A 16,284-nucleotide genomic window follows, 5' to 3' on the forward strand; every position below is an offset into this window, starting at 1 on the left:
CTGACCGGCCTCCTGTCGCCGGTGACGATCTTGAATCAGACTTCAAGCCGCTTGGGAATCCCCCATCGATTCAAGACGCTCGGAATTTGCTCTAGCCAGCGAGCTGGCAAGCTCCGCTAACCCTCTCCCCCTGTCCAGGGAGAGGGAAGAAGAAGCGATAGGCCGGGCGCGTCAGTGAATTTTGCCAACTCTATTGGTATAAGTCCCCGGCATTTAGCGGTTTATGCCATATCCAAAAATAGAAAATCCCGGTTTTTCAACGTTCCTGCTGTATGGCACGCATAATGCAGTAACTCACCTGTCGGAGCCGATCCGACGCCAAAGGGAGTTACCACAATGTTCGCTTCGCTGCTGATCGCCTCCGCCCTCTCCGCCGCCCCTGCACCGGCCGCGACGCCGTCGCCTTCCTCGGCCCGGACGGCGGTGTCGGACACCACCCGCTATTGCATCATCGCGAACATCACCGGCTCGCGCATTCCTCGCAAGATCTGCCGCACTGCGGCCGACTGGATCGCGGTCGAGGGCGAGGTCCCCGGCGTCCCGGTCAAGACCCGCTGATCGCCGCCCCGAGGAACGGAGAGAAACGATGCTGTTCGCCCTGATCGCCGCTGCCGCCGCCAGCCTGACCGCTGCCCCCTCGCACGAGGGCGAGGTCAAGCCCGTGTCCGTCGCGGCGTCCGTCCCGCCCGCCCAGGCGCCCGGCCTGGCCCCAGCCAAGACGGTCCGCTACTGCTTCCGCAACGTGCAGGAAGACCATATCGTCGTCGGCAAGCTCTGCCGCACCCGTGCCCAGTGGATGTGGCACGGCGTCGACCCGCTCGACTATATCGGCCGACGCAAGTGACCGTGAAGGGCAGGGGCCGCCGCGACCGGACGGCCCCGCCCGCCGCGATCAGCCCAGATCGCGGGCATAGACATTGTAGGTCTTGTTCACCCGGCTGTTGATCGTCTCGGCGATCGAGCGCATCCCCTGATTGTCGTCGAGGATCCAGCCGATCTCGCCCCGCGAGGCGCCATATTTCGTCACCGAGGCGCGGCGGATATATTCGATCATCATGAAGGCCAGCTGGCTCGCCATGCGCGACGACTGAAGCTCCTTGACCACCCCCATCAAGGGCACGCGCATCGTCCGCACTTTGGGCGCGCGCAGCCACAGCAGCAGCTTGGCCCAGCCGAAGGGCAGCAAGCTTCCCTTGAGCGGCTTGATCGCTTCGTTCAAGTCGGGGAGGGTGATCATGAAGGCGACCGGCTTGCCGTCCAGTTCGGCGATGCGGATCAGGTCGTTGAACACGATTGGCTTCAGCTTGACGCCGACATCCTTGATCTCGGGTGGCGTGATCGGAACATAGCCCCAATTGTCTGCCCAGCTATCGTTGAAAATGCCCAAGATAATCGCCGCTTCTTCGTCGAATTTGGCCTTGTTCACTTCGCGGATACGGATGCGCTCGTTCTTCTCGCCCGACTTGATGATCCGCTGGACGATCGGCGGAAATTCCTGCGTGATGTCCAGCTCATAGGTGAAGAGCTGCTTGATCGTCGTGTAACCCGCCGCCTCGATCCAGCCCTGATATTCGGGGCGCGCATGGCCCATCATGATCGTCGGGTCCTGGTCGAAACCCTGGACCAACAGGCCCGGCTCTTCCCAGACCGACTGCGACACGGGGCCGATCGCGCGGGTCATGCCCTGTTCGCGCAGCCAGCCCTCGGCCGTGGCCAGCAGCGCGGTGAACACCTCCTGCCGCTCGGCATCCATCAGGCCCCAGAAGCCGGTGCCGGGCCCGAACCCCTTGGACGGATCCATCTCGAGCGCCAGCGTGTCGAGATGCGCGGAGATGCGTCCGACCACGCGGCCATTCTCTTCGGCCAGGAACAGCTGTGCCTTGGCATGGCTGTACCACCCGTTCTTCTCCGGGGTGATCAGGCCCAGCGCCTCGCCCTTCAGCGGCGGCACCCAGTGCGGATCGTTCGCGTACAGACCGAAGGGAAAGTCCACGAAGGTCTTGCGGTCGCGCTTGGTGGCGACGGGGCGGATCGAAAGGGCCATGTCTGATCGGGTCCAGCGGAAACGGGAAAACCATGTCCTAACCGTCTGGTTCGATCATGGCGAGTGAGGATTCCGTCATTGCCGGACGTGGGAATGCCACCGTGTCGCCACTATGTGGGGGCAAAGGATAGAGCTATGGAATCGACGCTTTCTTTCGAACGGGCTGCCCCCGCCGCTGCGGCGACGCCCGCCGCGCGTGTCCCGATCGCGGACGACAAGGCGATGCTGCGCGCCGCCGCCGAACTGACCCGCGACCTGATCGCGCCGCGTCCCCGGCTCTATTGGGCCGACATGGTGGGCAGCGCGCTGGTCGGCTATGCGGCGCTGGCGGTGGCAGTGACCGCCTCGTCGACCGGGGTGATCGTCGCGGCGTCGGTCGTGTCGGTACTGGCGCTGTATCGCGCGCTGCTGTTCATCCATGAAGTCAGCCATATGAAGCATTCGGCGCTGCCGCGTTTCCGCGAAGGCTGGAACGCGCTGGTCGGCGTGCCGCTGCTGACGCCCGCCTTCATGTATGAGGGCGTGCACAATCTGCACCATGCCAAGACCCGCTATGGCACGGCCGACGATCCCGAATATCTGCCGCTGGCGCTGATGAAGCCGTGGACGCTGCCGATGTTCGTCCTGGTGTCCGCGCTGGCGCCGCTGGGGTTGCTGATCCGCTTCGCGATCCTGTCGCCCTTGTCCTGGGTCGTGCCGGGGCTGCGCCGGATCGTGGTCGAGCGTTATTCGGCACTGGCGATCAATCCGCAGTTCCGCCGCCGCATGCCCGAGGGCGAGGCGCTGGTCCGCTTCAACCGGACCGATGCGGCGGCCTCGATCTGGGCGATCGCGCTGGTGGCGCTGGTCGCGACGGGGGTGATCCCGGTGCGCGGCTTTGCGATCGGGTTCGCGATCGGCTCGGCGGTGGCGGTGCTGAACCAGGTCCGGACGCTCGTCGCCCATCTCTGGGAGAATGAGGGCGAGCCGATGACGGTGACCGCGCAATATCTGGATTCGGTCAATGTGCCGCCGCCCGCCTTGTTGCCAGGCCTGTGGGCGCCGGTGGGACTGCGCTATCACGCGCTGCACCACCTGCTGCCGTCGCTGCCCTATCATGCGCTGGGCGAGGCGCATCGCCGGATCAGCGCGGCGCTGGAGCCGAACTCGCCCTATCACAAGGCCAGCTACAAGGGCCTGCCGGGGCTGGTCGCTAAGATCGGACTGAGCACCTTCCACCGGGGGAAGTGAGCGAAAGGCGCCGGGCGAGGGAAGGGGCGTGCGCTTCGACCTCGCTCGGCGCGAACGGCCTTCCCGATAATCCCATCATCCGTTCAGCCTGAGCGCAGTCGAAGGCCAAGGGAAATCCCTGTCCAGCTGCTATCCCTAACCCGCGCTTCTGACGAAGCTGGGTTGGATCAACATTCAGTATTGCTTCTTCTTCCCTCTCCCCTCTGCGAGGGGCGAGGGAGGGAAAGGCATGGCCGAATGTCGATCCTATCTGGCCCCTATTCCTCGGTCCGGAACAGGACCGCTTCGCCGATCAGCAGGAACAACAGGATCGGCGCCCATGCCGCGAGGAAGGGCGGGTACGCCCCCAGGTCGCCCATCGCCATCGAGAAATTGTCCGCCACGAAATAGGCGAAGCCCAGCGCCATGCCGATCACGGCGCGGACGAACAGCTTGCCCGAGCGTGCGATGCCAAAGGCGGCGACCGCGCCCAGCAGCGGCATCAGCATGGCCGACATCGGCGCGGACAGCTTATGCCACAGCGATCCCTCCAGCGAGGTGGTCGGCCGTCCCGCTTCGCGCAGGTCGTCGATCGCGCTCGACAAGGCGTCGAAGGACATGTTGTCGGCGCTGACGCTGGCCAGGGTCAGCTGTTCGGGCGTCACCCCCCGGCCGACGATCAGCGAGGGGAAGGTGGTGACCTTGCCCGACGCCACCTGGAACCGGGTGGCGGGGCCGATCCGCCAGCCATCGCCGTCACGCTGCCCGCGCGGCGCACGCACGATCGCCACCAGGCTGCCGCCCGTCCGGTCATAGAGCGTCACGCCGCCCAGCTGGGTCCTGGCGCCGCGCCCCTGGATCAGATCGACCGAGATCAGGTCGTCGCCGTCGCGCACCCAGACATTGGACCGGTCGCCGCTGTCGATGGGCAGCGGGCCATACTGGACCTTCTGCCAGGCGCTGAGCGTCGCGCTGGCGCGCGGTACGATCCGGTCGTTGAAGACGAAGCTGACCACCGCCACGCCCGCGCTGGCGATCAGCAGCGGGGCGAGCACCTGATGCGCCGACATGCCCGCCGCCTTCAGCGCGATGACTTCCGAATTCTGGTTCATCGTGAAGAAGGTCAGGATGGTGCCGAGCAGCACCGAGAAGGGCAGCAGGAACGAGATGATCTGCGGCGCGCGCAGCGACACGTAACGCCACACCTGCGCCTGGCCGTTGCCGGGCGCGGCCAGCACCGCGCCGGACTCGCTCAGCACGTCCAGCGTCTGGAGCACCAGCGCCACCGCGAACAGGATGGCGAAGGTGCGGATCAGGAACATCTTAGCCATGTAGATGGCGATCGTCCTGGACGGGAAAATGTTGGACAGGCTCATGCCGTATAGGCCTTTTTCCGGCGGCGGCCGGGCAGCCAGCGGCCGATCGCCTTGGCGATCTTGGCCACGCCGCGCTCCAGCGCCCCGATCGGCTGGCCGCCCGGGACATAGGCGGTCACATAATACATCCAGAGGACCAGCCCCGCAAAGACCGCGAACGGCCCCCATAGCGCCAGCAGCGGATCGACCCTGCCCAGTGCGCCGATATCGGCGGCATATTGGTTCACCTTGAAATAGGTGACGAGCATGACGATCGACAGGAAGACGCCCAGCGCCGAGGTCGATCGCTTGGGCGGAATGCCCAGCGACACCGCGAGCAGTGGCAACAGGAACATCGTCACCACCTCGACCACGCGGAAATGGAATTCCGCCCGGCTGCCCGCGCGCGCCTCGGCACTTTGGGCATCCTGGCCGTGGCGGGCCAGCTCGGGGAGGGTGAACTCCAGGTCACGGCCGCCGCGCTGGCGGAAATTGTCGAACTTGGGCAGGTCGATCGGCAGGTCGTGGCTGGAGAAGCTCAGCACGCGCGGCGCCTTGAATTCGGGCCGGTTGTGGATCAGCGTGCCGTTGGTCAGCCGGAAGATGATGACATTGGGATCGTCGGTCGCCAGGAACCGCCCGCGCTGCGCCGTCACGCCGATCCAGTCGCCCTTGGACGTGTTGGCGTGGACGAAGATGCCCGACAGGTCGCGGCCATTCTCGCGGCTCTCCTCGATGCGCAGCGTCATGCGGTCGCCCAGATGGGTGAACTCGCCGACCTTGATCGAGGCGCCCAGCGCGCCGGTGCGCAGCTCGTAGCGCAGCCCCTCATAATAATAGCGCGCGATCGGCTGGATATAGCCGACGATCGCCAGGTTCAGCGCGGCCAGCACGATCGCATACATATAGGGGACGCGCAGCAGCCGAGTATAGCTCATGCCGACGCCGCGCATCACGTCCAGCTCGGACGAGGTGGCCAGGCGACGAAAGGCCAGCAGGATACCCAGCATCAGCCCGATCGGAATGCCCAGCCCCAGATATTCGGGCAGCAGGTTGGCGAGCATCCGCCACACCACGCTGATCGGCCCGCCTTCGGTCGCGACGAATTCGAACAGGCGGCGGATGCGATCGAGCACCAGCAGCATCGCCGAGATGATCAGCGTCGCGAACAGCGGCAACGCGATCAGCCGGGCCATGTAGCGATCGATGGACTTCATGCGGGGGACATCACTCGCGCGATAAAACGGCCATGGCTATACGATCGGGGGAGGGGCGCGTCACCCCTTGTTTGCGTTGGATCGGCGTAGCCTTCGACTTCGCCCGCGCCGAACCGAGGTCGTATGCGGGACAGGGCAGCAAAAGCCGTTCAGTCCGGGTGACATCGAGGGCCATGCCCCGACCCCGGCTCAAGCCGCCGCGCTGACCGACCCGTCCCCGACATTGCGCGCCAGCGCCGCCGCCACCGCCCGCTCCAGCCCCACCAGGGTAAAGGGCTTGCGCAGCACCTCATAGCCCTCGAACCCGGTCGCCTGCGCATCGCCCGCAAAGCCGGTGACGAACAACACCGCGACCTCGGGATAGCGGGGGCGGAGCGCGGCGATCATCTCCGGTCCGGTCTGGTGCGGCATCAGCACGTCCGACACGATCAGCCTGATGTCGGCCTGGCGCGCCAGCATCCCCTCGGCCTCGCGCGGATCGCCGCAGGGCAGGGGATCATGCCCCAGCTCGGTCAGCGCGGCCATCGTCGCCGACAGCACGCGCGGATCGTCCTCGACCACCAGGATGCGCATGCCGCCGGCGTTCTCGGCGTCCGGCGCGGGGGCGACCGGCTCGGCAACGGGGGCGGGGGCGGTCGCGGCGCGGTGGCGCGGGAAATAGAGATGGACCGTGGTGCCCGCGCCGGGCGCGGTGCGGATGGTGACGTCGCCGTCCATCTGGCCGACCAGCCCGAAAATCTGGCTGAGCCCCAGCCCGGTGCCCTTGCCTGCGGGCTTGGTGGTGAAGAATGGCTCGAACACCCGCTCGGCGACCTCGGGCGACATGCCCGCGCCGGTGTCGGTCACCGACAACAGGATATAGTCACCCGCCGCCGCGCGTGGCAGCTCGTTTGCCATCACATGCGCCTCGGCGGTGCGGATGGTCAGCTCGCCGCGCCCGTCCATCGCGTCGCGGGCATTCACCGCGAGGTTCAGGATTGCATTCTCCATCTGCGTCCGGTCGCCGAACAGCATCCAGCCGGTCGTCCGGTCCTCGACCGTCACCTTCACCCCGTCGCCCAGCGTCCGGTCGAGCAGGTCGCGCATCCCGGCCACCAATTGCCGGGGCACGAGCGGCTCGGGGGTCAGCGCCTCCTCGCGGCTGAACATCAGCAATCGCCGGGTCAGCGCGGCCGCGCGGTGCGCACCCTCGGTCGCGCTGTCGAGATGGCGGCGGGCATCCTCCACCCCGTCCGCCCGGCGCGCCAGTTCCAGCCCGCCCAGAACGACCGCCAGCATATTGTTGAAATCATGCGCGATCCCGCCGGTAAGCTGGCCCAGCGCGTCCATCTTCTGCACCTGGCGCAGCTTGGCTTCCTGGAGCTTCAGCTCCTCGGTCGCGGCATCGACCGCGTCCGCCAGTTCCTCGGCACGGGCGCGTTCGGCATGCGCCTCGGCGCGCGCCTCCGCCCGCTCGCCGACGGCATGGACGATCATCCAGGCCAGCAGGATCGCGCCGAGCGCCAGCGCCAGCCCGAACAGGCCCAGCCCGCTGGCGATCCGGTTGGAGTGCAGCACCGTGTCGCGCGCCGCGGCGGTGCGCTGTTCGAGCAGGCGGCGCTCGCCCGCGATCAGGACGTTGAGCGTCCGGTTGATCTGCAACAGCGCCTCGGCCCGCCGCGCCTGGTGATAGAGCGCATAGGCCTGACGATCACGGTGATAGGTGGTCGACAGGGCGATGGCCGACAGCTCGCGCCCGCGTGCCTCATAGGCGGCGCGCAGCTGGTCGACCAGCCGCTGCTGCCGGGAATCCTCGACCAGCATGTCCAGCCGGTCGAGCTGCGCCGCCGCCAGCGACCATTCTTCCGAATAGATCTGCCCGATCTTGTTGTCGCCCGAGATGACGTACCGCCCCAGCGACGCCTCCGACCGGGCGATCGTGCCCTCCACGGTGCGGGCCAGGATCATCACGTCATAGCTGCGGCTTTGCAGGTCGAGCGCGCGGTCCCGCTCGCGATTGGCATGGCCCAGCGTGACGATGAGCAGGACCAGCGTCGCCGCGCCGGTCAGCGCCATGGCGATCAGCGCAAAGGTCCGCCACCGGCCGACCCTTCCCTGGTCCTCCTGTTCGGTCACGGTCGCCACGCTATCGCAAGCATGGGATATTGCAAAGCCGCCAGGGGCATAGGCCGATCAGGCGAGAACGCCGACCGCCTGGCCCGCCGCCCGGAACATGCCCAGTACCGTCTCGATCTGTTCGGGCGTATGCTCGGCGCAGATCGAGCAGCGCAGCAGGAAGGTCCCCGCCGGGGTCGCGGGCGGGCGCGCCATGTTCACATAGAGACCGCCGTCGAGCAGCGCCTGCCACATGATGACCGCCTGTTCCTGGTCGTCCAGGATCACCGCGACGATGGCGCTGTCGCAGTTTTCGGTGCCCAGGCGGAAGCCCATGGCCTTCAGCCCGCCATGCAGCGCGCGCGCGTTCGACCACAGCCGCTCGCGCTTTTCGTGCGCGGTCATCAGCTTGCGGATCGAGGTCGTCGCGGTCGCCACCACCGAGGGGGGCAGCGAGGCGGTGAAGATATAGGGGCGGCAGGCCAGGCGCACCGCCTCGAACTTCGGATGGTTGGACACGACGAAGCCGCCGACCGTGCCGACCGATTTGGAGAAGGTGCCAACGACGAAATCGACCTGGCCTTCCAGTCCCTGCGCCTCGTACACGCCGCGCCCGTTGGGGCCGAAAAAGCCCATCGAATGCGCCTCGTCGACCAGCACCATGCACCCGTGCTTCTTGGCGACCGCGACCATTTCCTTCAGCGGGGCGATGTCGCCCAGCATCGAATAGACGCCCTCGAGGACGACCAGCTTGGCGGGTTCCTTCGGAAGTCGGCCGAGCCGCTTGTCGAGATCCTCGACCGAATTGTGGCGGAAGCGGACGATCTCGGCATTGCCCTGCTGGCAGCCGTCATAGATCGAGGCATGGCTGTCGGCGTCGAGGATGACATATTCCCCCTTGCCCGCCAGCGTCGAGATGATGCCGAGGTTCGCCATATAGCCGGTCGAGAAGACGATCGCGCCGGTCGTGCCGTAGAAATCGCGCAGCGCCTGTTCGACTTCCATATGGTCGTGGAAGGTGCCGTTCAGCATCCGGCTGCCGTTGGTGCCCGAACCGAACTGATCGAGCGCGGTCTTGCCCGCCGCGATCACGTCCGCGTCGAAGGTCATGCCCATATAATTATAGGTGCCGAGCAGGATCGTGTCCTTGCCCCGGATCACCGCCTCGGTGGGCGACTTCACCTGCTCCATCACGATCGCGAAGGGATCGGTGACGCCCGAGTCGAGCAGCTTCTGCCGCTCGGCGATCAGGCCGTCGAACTTGGACAGCAGGTCATGCTCGGGGGCGACCGTCTCGGGGTCGGCGGGCAGGGCGTGGGGCTGGGCAGCGGCTTCGGTCATGTCGGTGTCCGTTTGGAGGCGATCAGGCTTGCTTCAGCTTTTCGACCGCGTCGACCAGCTGGCCGACATTCTCGATCTCGGCCTGCATGTTCATCGTGATGATGATGTCGAATTCGTCCTCGATCGCGGCGACGAAATCCATCACGGTCAGACTGTCCCACTCCAGGTCGCCCTGGAAGGTCGCCGCCTCGGTCAGTTCGACACCCTTTTTGTTGAAGGGCGCGATCTGGGCCGCGACGGTGTCGAAAATGGCTTGGCGGTCGCTCATGATGATCCTTTCGAGGGGGCCAGTGGCACCCAAATGCGGCGGCTTTTCGACCGCGTGATGGCGTTCGCTATAGCAAGCCGTTGGCGCGATACCACCGTGCCGTATCCGCCAGCCCCTTGGAAAGCGCGATGGCCGGTTCCCAAAGCGCGGGGTCGGGGCGGAGCGAGGGGTCGGCGGTCCAGTCGGGATGGCAGAGATAGCCGACCCGGTCGGGGGTCAGCTTGGCGCCATTCCCGCGCAGCTTGCGGTCGATCTTGGCGCCCAGGTTCAGCAAGGTCTTGGGCAGATGGAAGGTCATCACACGCTGCCCCACCGCTGCCCCGATCGCGGCGGCCAGGTCGGCATGGGTCAGGACCTGTCCGTCATCCACCTCCAGCACCGCGCGCGGGCCGTCGGTGGCGACCAAAGTGGTCAACAGCCGCGCGAAATCCTCGACCGCGACCAGCGATAGCTTGCCCGGCGGCGGCATCAGCGCGAGGCCCAGCCTGGCGGCGCGGAACATGTCGCGCATCTCCATGTCGCCGGGGCCATAGATGCCGCTCGGCCGGACGATGGTCCAGTCGAGGCCGCTATCCGTCACCACATCCTCGGCCTGCCGCTTGGACCAGCCATAGGTGGACAGGTCGGGCTCGCGCGCCGACAGCGAGGAGACATGGACGAAGCGCCGGATGCCCGCCGCCTCGGCCGCCTCGACCATGGCGCGGGTGCCGTCGATATTGCCCGCGACGAAGCCCGCGCGGTCGGGTGCGTTGACCACGCCCGCGATGTGCAGCACGGCATCCGCGCCCTCGACCAGCGTCGCGAGGCTCTCCGGCTTGTCGAGCGCGCCCGCGATCCAGGTGATGCCGGCACGCGATGGCTGGGCGCGCCGGGTCAGCGCGCGCAGCGACAGCCCCGAACCGGCGGCGCGATCCACCACCGCGCGACCGACAAAGCCGGTCGCTCCCGTCACCGCGACGATCATAGCAAAGCGAGGTGGTTGCGATGGATCAGCGCGGCGCGCGGGGCATGGCCCAATATCCGCGCCTGCTGGTCGGACCGCGTGCCGATCAGCGCGCGCGCCTCGGTCGAATCATATTCGCTGAGGCCCCGAGCGATGGTGCCGCCCGGCCCCTCGACGGTCACGAGATCGCCGCGCGCGAAATGGCCCTGCACCCCGGTCGCGCCCGCCGCGAGCAGGCTGCCGCCCTCAGCCAGCGCCTTTGCCGCGCCCGCATCCACGGTGATCGCCCCGCGTGCGGTCAGTCCGCCCGCCAGCCATGCCTTGCGCGCGGGTGCGCTCTTTTCGGCGACGAAGATGGTGTGGCGCGCAGGGGTCGACAGCGGATGCTCGATCCGCCCCGACGCGATGGCAAGGTGGGCACCCGCGCTGACCGCGATGCGCGCCGCGGCGATCTTGGACACCATGCCGCCCGAGCCCATGCCCGAGGCGGAGCCGCCATCGGCCATGCCGCTGACCGCGTCGATCCGATCGACCCGTTCGATATGGCGTGCGGCGGGGTTGGTATGCGGGTTGCTGTCGTACAGCCCGTCCACGTCGGAGAGCAGCAACACCCCGTTGGCGCCCGCCGCCTGACCCACCCGCGCGGCGAGCCGGTCATTGTCGCCGAACCGGATTTCCTCGGTCGCGACGCTGTCATTCTCGTTGATGACCGGCACCACGCCCAGCCCCAGCAACCGCCCCAGAGTCGCGGCCGCGTTCAGGTAGCGGCGGCGATCCTCCAGATCGTCGAGCGTCACCAGCATCTGGGCGGCGGTCAGCCCCTGCGCCTGGAGCAGCTCGGCCCAGGCCTGGCTGAGCGCGATCTGCCCGGTCGCGGCGGCGGCCTGCGCATCCTCCAGGCTGGCGCGACCGCCCTTGGGGAGACCGAGGCGGCGTGCGCCGAGCGCGATCGCGCCCGAGGAGACGATCGCGATCTGCTGGCCTGCACGGACGCGCGCGGCGATGTCGGCGACCAGCCCGGTCAGCCAGTCGCGACGGACTTCGCCCTCGGGCGTGACGAGCAACGCGGAGCCGACCTTGACGATCAGCCGCTGGCAGGTGGTGGGGGGGAAGATCATGGCGAAATGGTCATAGGATAGGAATGTCGTGAGCGATGGTCTCTGCGAGGCACGTTTCCCTCCCCCAACCCCTCCCGCCTGCGGGAGGGGAGAGGTTGTGGGGCAAGCGTTCGACCTTGGCTCTCCCCTCCCGCAAGCGGGAGGGGATGGGGGAGGGCAGGGTGTCTCACCGAGCCAGCCGCCCGCACCGTCAGGCCAGCGGCGACCACGTGATCTCGTCCTCGCCTTCGTCGCCCTCCGGCACCGCATCGGGCCCCGGCCCGATCGCCTCGAGCAGCTTGTCGAGCACCCAGTCGACGCCGATCCCGGCCGCGCCCGACAAGGGGATCACGTCCGCGCCGCTCGCCTCGGCCAGTTCGGCCGACAGCGCCTCGATCAGCTCGTCATCCAGCGTGTCGATCTTGTTGAGCGCGATGATGTGCGGCTTTTCCGCAAGCCCGCCGCCATAGGCTTCCAGCTCGTCGCGCACGATGCGATAGCTTTGCGCGACATCCGCGTCATTGGCATCGACCAGATGCAGCAGCACGCGGCACCGTTCGATATGGCCCAGGAAGCGGTCGCCGATCCCGGCGCCGTCCGCCGCGCCTTCGATCAGGCCGGGAATGTCGGCGACGACGAATTCGCGCTGGTGATGCCGCACCACGCCCAGCTGCGGCCGGGTGGTGGTGAAGGCATAGGCGCCGACCTTGGCCTGCGCGTTCGTCACCGCGTTGATGAAGGTCGACTTGCCCGCATTGGGCATGCCCACCAGACCCGCATCGGCCAGCAGCTTCAGCCGCAGCCAGACCCACGCCTCCTCGGACGGCCAGCCGGTGCCGTGCTGGCGCGGCGCGCGGTTGGTCGAGGTCTTGTAGCTGGCATTGCCGCGTCCGCCGTCGCCGCCGCGCAGGAACACCTCGCGCTGGCCGACCTTGGTGAAGTCGAGCAGCACCTCGTCCTTGTCCTCGGACAGGACCTGGGTGCCGACCGGCACCTTGATGACCAGATCGTCGCCGCCGCCGCCCGTGCGGTTCGACCCCGACCCGCCATGGCCGCGCGGCGCGCGGAAATGCTGGGTATAGCGGAAGTCGATCAGCGTGTTCAGCCCGGCGACCGCCTCGAAGATGATGTCGCCGCCCTTGCCGCCATTGCCGCCATCGGGGCCGCCATATTCCATGAACTTCTCGCGCCGGAAGGAAACGGCGCCGGGGCCGCCCGCGCCGGAGCGGACGAAGATTTTGGCCTGATCGAGAAAATGCATGGCTGCGCTCTTAGTCCGGGCCGCGCCAAGAGGCCAGCCCGCCCGTCATCCTGCCCGCCATCAGGCCACCAGCACGGCCCCGCCGCACCGCACGCCGTTGATCGTCACATCGGCCTGGCCGACATGCAGGCCCATCAGGTCGCTCAGATTGCCGATCAGCAGGTCCAGCGCCGGGGCGACCGGCAACAGCGCCGCGCCGACCGCGCCCGTCAGTCCGCCCAGCCCGATCGGGATGCCCAGCGGCACCAGTTGCAGGTCGACCTGCCGGATCAGCGACTGGGCGATGCCGCGCACCGCCGAATTGGCGGTGACCGTCCTGGTCGTTGCATGGGCGATATCGGTCTGGTCGAAACGGATCTGCTGCCACGCGGTGTCGCTCGCCAGGTCGATCCGCGCATGGCCCATGACCTTGGCGAGCGGGATCTGGAGCAGCGTCGCCGCGCCGGTGATCGGCGCGCGGTTCATGTCGTCGAACAGCGTCCGGTCGACCTGCGCGACCGCCAGCGTGCCGGGCGAGGGGAAGCTGTCGACCGTCACCGTTGGGGTCGTGCCCGTGCAGCGCACCGCGTTCAGCCGCGCCTGGGCCGAGGCGGTCTCGACGAACAGCGGCAACTGGATATTGGCGAGAAACGGCACCCCGATCTGGGTGTCGACCAGCAACCGCTGCTGCGCGGTGCGGACGGTCGTCGACCCGTCGCGCGTCACCGCCAGCCAGGGCGAGGCGGCGGGCCGCTCGCCGATCGCCAGCAGCACCCTGGTCGACACCAGTCCGGGCACCGACGCGCCCAGGTCCAGCGCCACCTGCCGCCGTCCATTGGCGATGGCCAGCGACTCGCGCAGCATCGAATAGGCATCGACCCCGATCAGGTCGCGCGACGTCGCCGATGTCGCATCGCCCAGCGGCCCCAGATCGATCAGCCGGGTCAGCGGCACCGGCGATCCCGGCACCCGCAAGGCCAGGCGGCGCAGCAGCGAGGCCGTACCCGCCTGGCCCGCCGTGTCGGCCATGGCGTTCAACAGGGCGGGCAGGGTGACGTCGGCGGCCAGTATCTCGTTATAGCTGGCGCCGGTGAGGTTCAGCCGCGTGCCGAGCGCCTTGATCATGGGCAGCAGTTCGATTCGCGTGTCGACCAGCGCCCGGTAATCGAGCAGCGACAGCGACAGGTCGCTGCCCGCCAGGCCGCTGAGCAGCGCGCCGGGCAGCCCGTCCTGGACCTGCGCCAGCCGGGTGCCGAGCGAGAAGGCGGCAAGATCGACTCGCCGCGCCACCGCGCTGGCCGCGACCGGGCGCTCGGCATCGCCGGTCAGCACCCGCCCGAAGAACAGACGCACCGGCTGGCGCAGTACCACCCGAATCGCCCCGCCATCCGCGCCCGTCGCGAAGCGGTTTTCCGGCGCGATCGAGCGGTCGGCGCGGTAGGTGCCGATCGCCAGCGTGCTCGACACATGGACCAGGCCGTTCGCCGCGAGCAGGCGCTGCACCGCCTCGGCGCGCCGCTCGGGGCTGGAGGCGACGGCGGCGAGCGCGGCCTGGTCCGCCACCCCCTGCAACTTGCGCTGCGACAGGGTCAGCATGCCGATATCGACGCCCAGCGCCGCACAGCCGATCAGCGCCATGGCGGAAATCGCGGTCAGGATACTGACGCCGCCCCGCCGGTCGTCGCGGAGCCGTGCCCTCACAGGCCGCCGATCATCGCCACGCCCCGGGCCGACAATATGCGTCCGGGCGTCGGCACGAAGGGAAGGTTCAGCAGAGGATCGTCATGCGCATCATAGCGGATCGAGACGGTCAGGATATTATTCTGCTCGACCGCGATGATCTCGCCCCGTTCGGGCCGAAGCGTGCCCGCCGCGCCGAGCAGCCGCCGGGCGGTATCGACCGCGATCGTCCGGCGCTCGCCCGCATCGATCCCGGCCAGCGCGGCGCGGGCAGCGTCATTGGCGGCCTGCTGCACCATATGCGCGGTCAGGAAATAATCGGCGAAGCTGACGATCCCCATCAACAGCCCCAGCAGGATGGGCAGCACCAGCGCCAGTTCCACCACCGCCACGCCCCGACGATCGCGGCCGAGCGAAGAGGTCGGAACAAAAAGCCGAAATCGAAGCGCCCCGGGTGAGGGCTGCGAACGGGTAATATGGACCACCGATTTCCCCCCTGACGGCTGATCGATATAGCACATAAGGGGCGTTGATCCTTATCAATCGCCTAAATCTATTCAGCTGACCCCGTGAATTTTTGGGCATGCTAGCAGAAGCGACCATAACGGGCAGGAATCGCCTTGTTGCATGCGGACAATATGTTCAAAGCGGGAATGGTTAACGCGCGGCTGCTCGCGTGGAGGGCATGCCCCATCCCCCGAGTCGCGGTGATTCGCGGCGGGGCCCGGCTTCGCCTTTCCGGTGATGGAAAGGCGAAGAGGTTCAGGCGGCGAGGGGCATGGACGCCCGTCGGTCGTCATCCAGGTCGAGCGCGTAATGGATGCTGGGCGACAGCGTCGCGCGCGCGGCGGAGGCGCGGGCCATGCGCTGCCCACTCGGGCGGAAGCCCAGCTTCGTCAGCACCTGCCCCGAGGCGGGGTTGTCGGCGAAGTGCCAGGCGCCCAGCCGCCGGATCGGCAGGGCATGGCGCGCCATCTCGACGACCGCGCGGCCCGCTTCGGTCGCATAGCCGCGCCCCCAGGCCGCCGGGGTCAGCCAATAGCCGAGTTCATGCCCGGTATCGCCCGCGATGATCGCGATGCCGCCGATCAGTTCGGGCGCGCCGCCGCGATCCAGCGCGGTGATCAGGAAGCGCGGCTCGGTCGCGCCGCAGGGCAGCGCCAGCCAGCGCTCGGCATCGGCCTGCGCATAGGGATAGGGAACGCGCGCCGCCATCCGGGCGACGGCTTCATGGCCGATCGCCCGGGTCAGGGCGCCGGCATCTTCCGGCCAGGCCGGCCGCAGCAACAATCTTGGGGTCCGCGCGAACATCACTCGACAACTCCTCGTCACGCCCGGCGCCTGTGGCACGTCCCGATGACGGGACGGAGACAGGCGCGGGGGCGGTGGAGGGAGCATGAAAAAAAGGGAGCCGGGGTGACCCGTCTCCCTTTTTTGCTGGTTCCTGCGCGGAACCCGGGTCACCCTGGTGGGCAACCCGGCGCGGTTGCCCGATTATTCGGCCGCTGCGGCCAGTTCGACCGAGCAGAATTTACGGCCCAGCTTGCCCTCGTGGAACGAGACGCGGCCATCGACGAGCGCAAACAGGGTATGGTCCTTGCCCATGCCCACGTTGCGACCCGGATAGAACTTGGTCCCGCGCTGACGCACGAGGATGTTGCCGGCGATGGCTTCCTGGCCGCCGAACTTCTTCACGCCAAGGCGACGGCCGGCCGAATCACGACCGTTACGCGACGAACCGCCTGCTTTCTTATGTGCCATTGCGAACTACTCCTGGATTTCGTTGGGTGGCGCGG

At 67.8% G+C, this 16,284-nt stretch carries 16 protein-coding genes; 3 read left to right on the forward strand and 13 right to left on the reverse strand.

What is annotated here, in order from left to right:
- Positions 1–336: 336 nt before the first annotated feature.
- Complete coding sequence (locus ABIC44_RS16015; protein ID WP_307103444.1) at positions 337–558, forward strand: hypothetical protein; 222 nt, start codon at positions 337–339, stop codon at positions 556–558.
- A gap of 28 nt (positions 559–586) precedes the next feature.
- The gene (locus tag ABIC44_RS16020) at positions 587–844 is read left to right on the forward strand and encodes a hypothetical protein (RefSeq protein ID WP_354296527.1); all 258 of its coding nucleotides are present in this window, start codon (positions 587–589) and stop codon (positions 842–844) included.
- A 48-nt stretch (positions 845–892) separates the two neighbouring features.
- Here the strand turns inward: ABIC44_RS16020 and ABIC44_RS16025 are convergent, their stop codons facing one another.
- Complete coding sequence (locus ABIC44_RS16025; RefSeq protein ID WP_354296528.1) at positions 893–2,044, reverse strand: N-acetyltransferase; 1,152 nt, start codon at positions 2,042–2,044, stop codon at positions 893–895.
- A 135-nt stretch (positions 2,045–2,179) separates the two neighbouring features.
- On the opposite strand from ABIC44_RS16025, the gene ABIC44_RS16030 reads away from it, so the two are divergent.
- Positions 2,180–3,274 carry a fatty acid desaturase family protein gene (locus ABIC44_RS16030; RefSeq protein WP_354296529.1) on the forward strand — a complete coding sequence of 365 codons (1,095 nt, stop codon included), beginning with the start codon at positions 2,180–2,182 and terminating at the stop codon, positions 3,272–3,274.
- A gap of 257 nt (positions 3,275–3,531) precedes the next feature.
- Here ABIC44_RS16030 and lptG read toward each other — a convergent pair whose 3' ends face one another.
- The 12 genes from lptG to rpmA form a co-directional block, all read right to left on the reverse strand.
- Complete coding sequence (gene lptG / locus ABIC44_RS16035) at positions 3,532–4,629, reverse strand: LPS export ABC transporter permease LptG (protein WP_307103452.1); 1,098 nt, start codon at positions 4,627–4,629, stop codon at positions 3,532–3,534.
- Entirely contained in the window at positions 4,626–5,825 is a 1,200-nt protein-coding gene (gene lptF / locus ABIC44_RS16040; protein WP_309698765.1) for an LPS export ABC transporter permease LptF, read from the reverse strand. Before lptF ends, lptG begins: the two co-directional genes overlap by 4 nt.
- A gap of 189 nt (positions 5,826–6,014) precedes the next feature.
- Positions 6,015–7,880, reverse strand: a complete 1,866-nt coding sequence (locus ABIC44_RS16045) for an ATP-binding protein (RefSeq protein WP_502959860.1) — start codon at positions 7,878–7,880, stop codon at positions 6,015–6,017.
- Positions 7,881–7,997: 117 nt separating this feature from the next.
- Positions 7,998–9,260, reverse strand: a complete 1,263-nt coding sequence (spt, locus tag ABIC44_RS16050; RefSeq protein ID WP_307103457.1) for a serine palmitoyltransferase — start codon at positions 9,258–9,260, stop codon at positions 7,998–8,000.
- A gap of 22 nt (positions 9,261–9,282) precedes the next feature.
- Positions 9,283–9,528 (reverse strand): acyl carrier protein, encoded by a 246-nt coding sequence (locus tag ABIC44_RS16055; RefSeq protein WP_354296531.1) that lies wholly within the window; start codon positions 9,526–9,528, stop codon positions 9,283–9,285.
- Positions 9,529–9,595: 67 nt separating this feature from the next.
- On the reverse strand, positions 9,596–10,492 hold the full coding sequence (locus ABIC44_RS16060; protein WP_354296532.1) for an SDR family oxidoreductase: 897 nt from the start codon (positions 10,490–10,492) through the stop codon (positions 9,596–9,598).
- Positions 10,489–11,589 carry a glutamate 5-kinase gene (gene proB, locus ABIC44_RS16065; protein WP_354296533.1) on the reverse strand — a complete coding sequence of 367 codons (1,101 nt, stop codon included), beginning with the start codon at positions 11,587–11,589 and terminating at the stop codon, positions 10,489–10,491. Before proB ends, ABIC44_RS16060 begins: the two co-directional genes overlap by 4 nt.
- Positions 11,590–11,779: 190 nt before the next feature.
- Complete coding sequence (gene obgE / locus ABIC44_RS16070; RefSeq protein WP_354296534.1) at positions 11,780–12,829, reverse strand: GTPase ObgE; 1,050 nt, start codon at positions 12,827–12,829, stop codon at positions 11,780–11,782.
- A 60-nt stretch (positions 12,830–12,889) separates the two neighbouring features.
- Positions 12,890–14,509 (reverse strand): pilus assembly protein TadG-related protein, encoded by a 1,620-nt coding sequence (locus ABIC44_RS16075; protein ID WP_354296535.1) that lies wholly within the window; start codon positions 14,507–14,509, stop codon positions 12,890–12,892.
- Positions 14,506–14,880 carry a TadE/TadG family type IV pilus assembly protein gene (locus ABIC44_RS16080; protein WP_354296536.1) on the reverse strand — a complete coding sequence of 125 codons (375 nt, stop codon included), beginning with the start codon at positions 14,878–14,880 and terminating at the stop codon, positions 14,506–14,508. Before ABIC44_RS16080 ends, ABIC44_RS16075 begins: the two co-directional genes overlap by 4 nt.
- 370 nt (positions 14,881–15,250) lie before the next feature.
- Positions 15,251–15,799, reverse strand: coding sequence for a GNAT family N-acetyltransferase (locus ABIC44_RS16085; RefSeq protein ID WP_354296564.1), 549 nt, complete (start codon positions 15,797–15,799; stop codon positions 15,251–15,253).
- Positions 15,800–15,982: 183 nt separating this feature from the next.
- Entirely contained in the window at positions 15,983–16,249 is a 267-nt protein-coding gene (gene rpmA / locus ABIC44_RS16090) for a 50S ribosomal protein L27 (RefSeq protein WP_183951678.1), read from the reverse strand.
- Positions 16,250–16,284: the final 35 nt, after the last annotated feature.

The organism is Sphingomonas sp. 1185, assembly GCF_040544655.1.
Lineage (GTDB): Bacteria > Pseudomonadota > Alphaproteobacteria > Sphingomonadales > Sphingomonadaceae > Sphingomonas.

Bases quoted from the DNA above. Each gene is read 5' to 3' on its own strand.
- ABIC44_RS16015 (WP_307103444.1), top strand. From the start codon at position 337: ATGTTCGCTTCGCTGCTGATCGCCTCCGCCCTCTCCGCCGCCCCTGCA.
- ABIC44_RS16020 (WP_354296527.1), top strand. From the start codon at position 587: ATGCTGTTCGCCCTGATCGCCGCTGCCGCCGCCAGCCTGACCGCTGCC.
- ABIC44_RS16025 (WP_354296528.1), bottom strand. From the start codon at position 2,044: ATGGCCCTTTCGATCCGCCCCGTCGCCACCAAGCGCGACCGCAAGACC.
- ABIC44_RS16030 (WP_354296529.1), top strand. From the start codon at position 2,180: ATGGAATCGACGCTTTCTTTCGAACGGGCTGCCCCCGCCGCTGCGGCG.
- lptG (WP_307103452.1), bottom strand. From the start codon at position 4,629: ATGAGCCTGTCCAACATTTTCCCGTCCAGGACGATCGCCATCTACATG.
- lptF (WP_309698765.1), bottom strand. From the start codon at position 5,825: ATGAAGTCCATCGATCGCTACATGGCCCGGCTGATCGCGTTGCCGCTG.
- ABIC44_RS16045 (WP_502959860.1), bottom strand. From the start codon at position 7,880: ATGGCGCTGACCGGCGCGGCGACGCTGGTCCTGCTCATCGTCACGCTG.
- spt (WP_307103457.1), bottom strand. From the start codon at position 9,260: ATGACCGAAGCCGCTGCCCAGCCCCACGCCCTGCCCGCCGACCCCGAG.
- ABIC44_RS16055 (WP_354296531.1), bottom strand. From the start codon at position 9,528: ATGAGCGACCGCCAAGCCATTTTCGACACCGTCGCGGCCCAGATCGCG.
- ABIC44_RS16060 (WP_354296532.1), bottom strand. From the start codon at position 10,492: ATGATCGTCGCGGTGACGGGAGCGACCGGCTTTGTCGGTCGCGCGGTG.
- proB (WP_354296533.1), bottom strand. From the start codon at position 11,589: ATGATCTTCCCCCCCACCACCTGCCAGCGGCTGATCGTCAAGGTCGGC.
- obgE (WP_354296534.1), bottom strand. From the start codon at position 12,829: ATGCATTTTCTCGATCAGGCCAAAATCTTCGTCCGCTCCGGCGCGGGC.
- ABIC44_RS16085 (WP_354296564.1), bottom strand. From the start codon at position 15,799: ATGTTCGCGCGGACCCCAAGATTGTTGCTGCGGCCGGCCTGGCCGGAA.
- rpmA (WP_183951678.1), bottom strand. From the start codon at position 16,249: ATGGCACATAAGAAAGCAGGCGGTTCGTCGCGTAACGGTCGTGATTCG.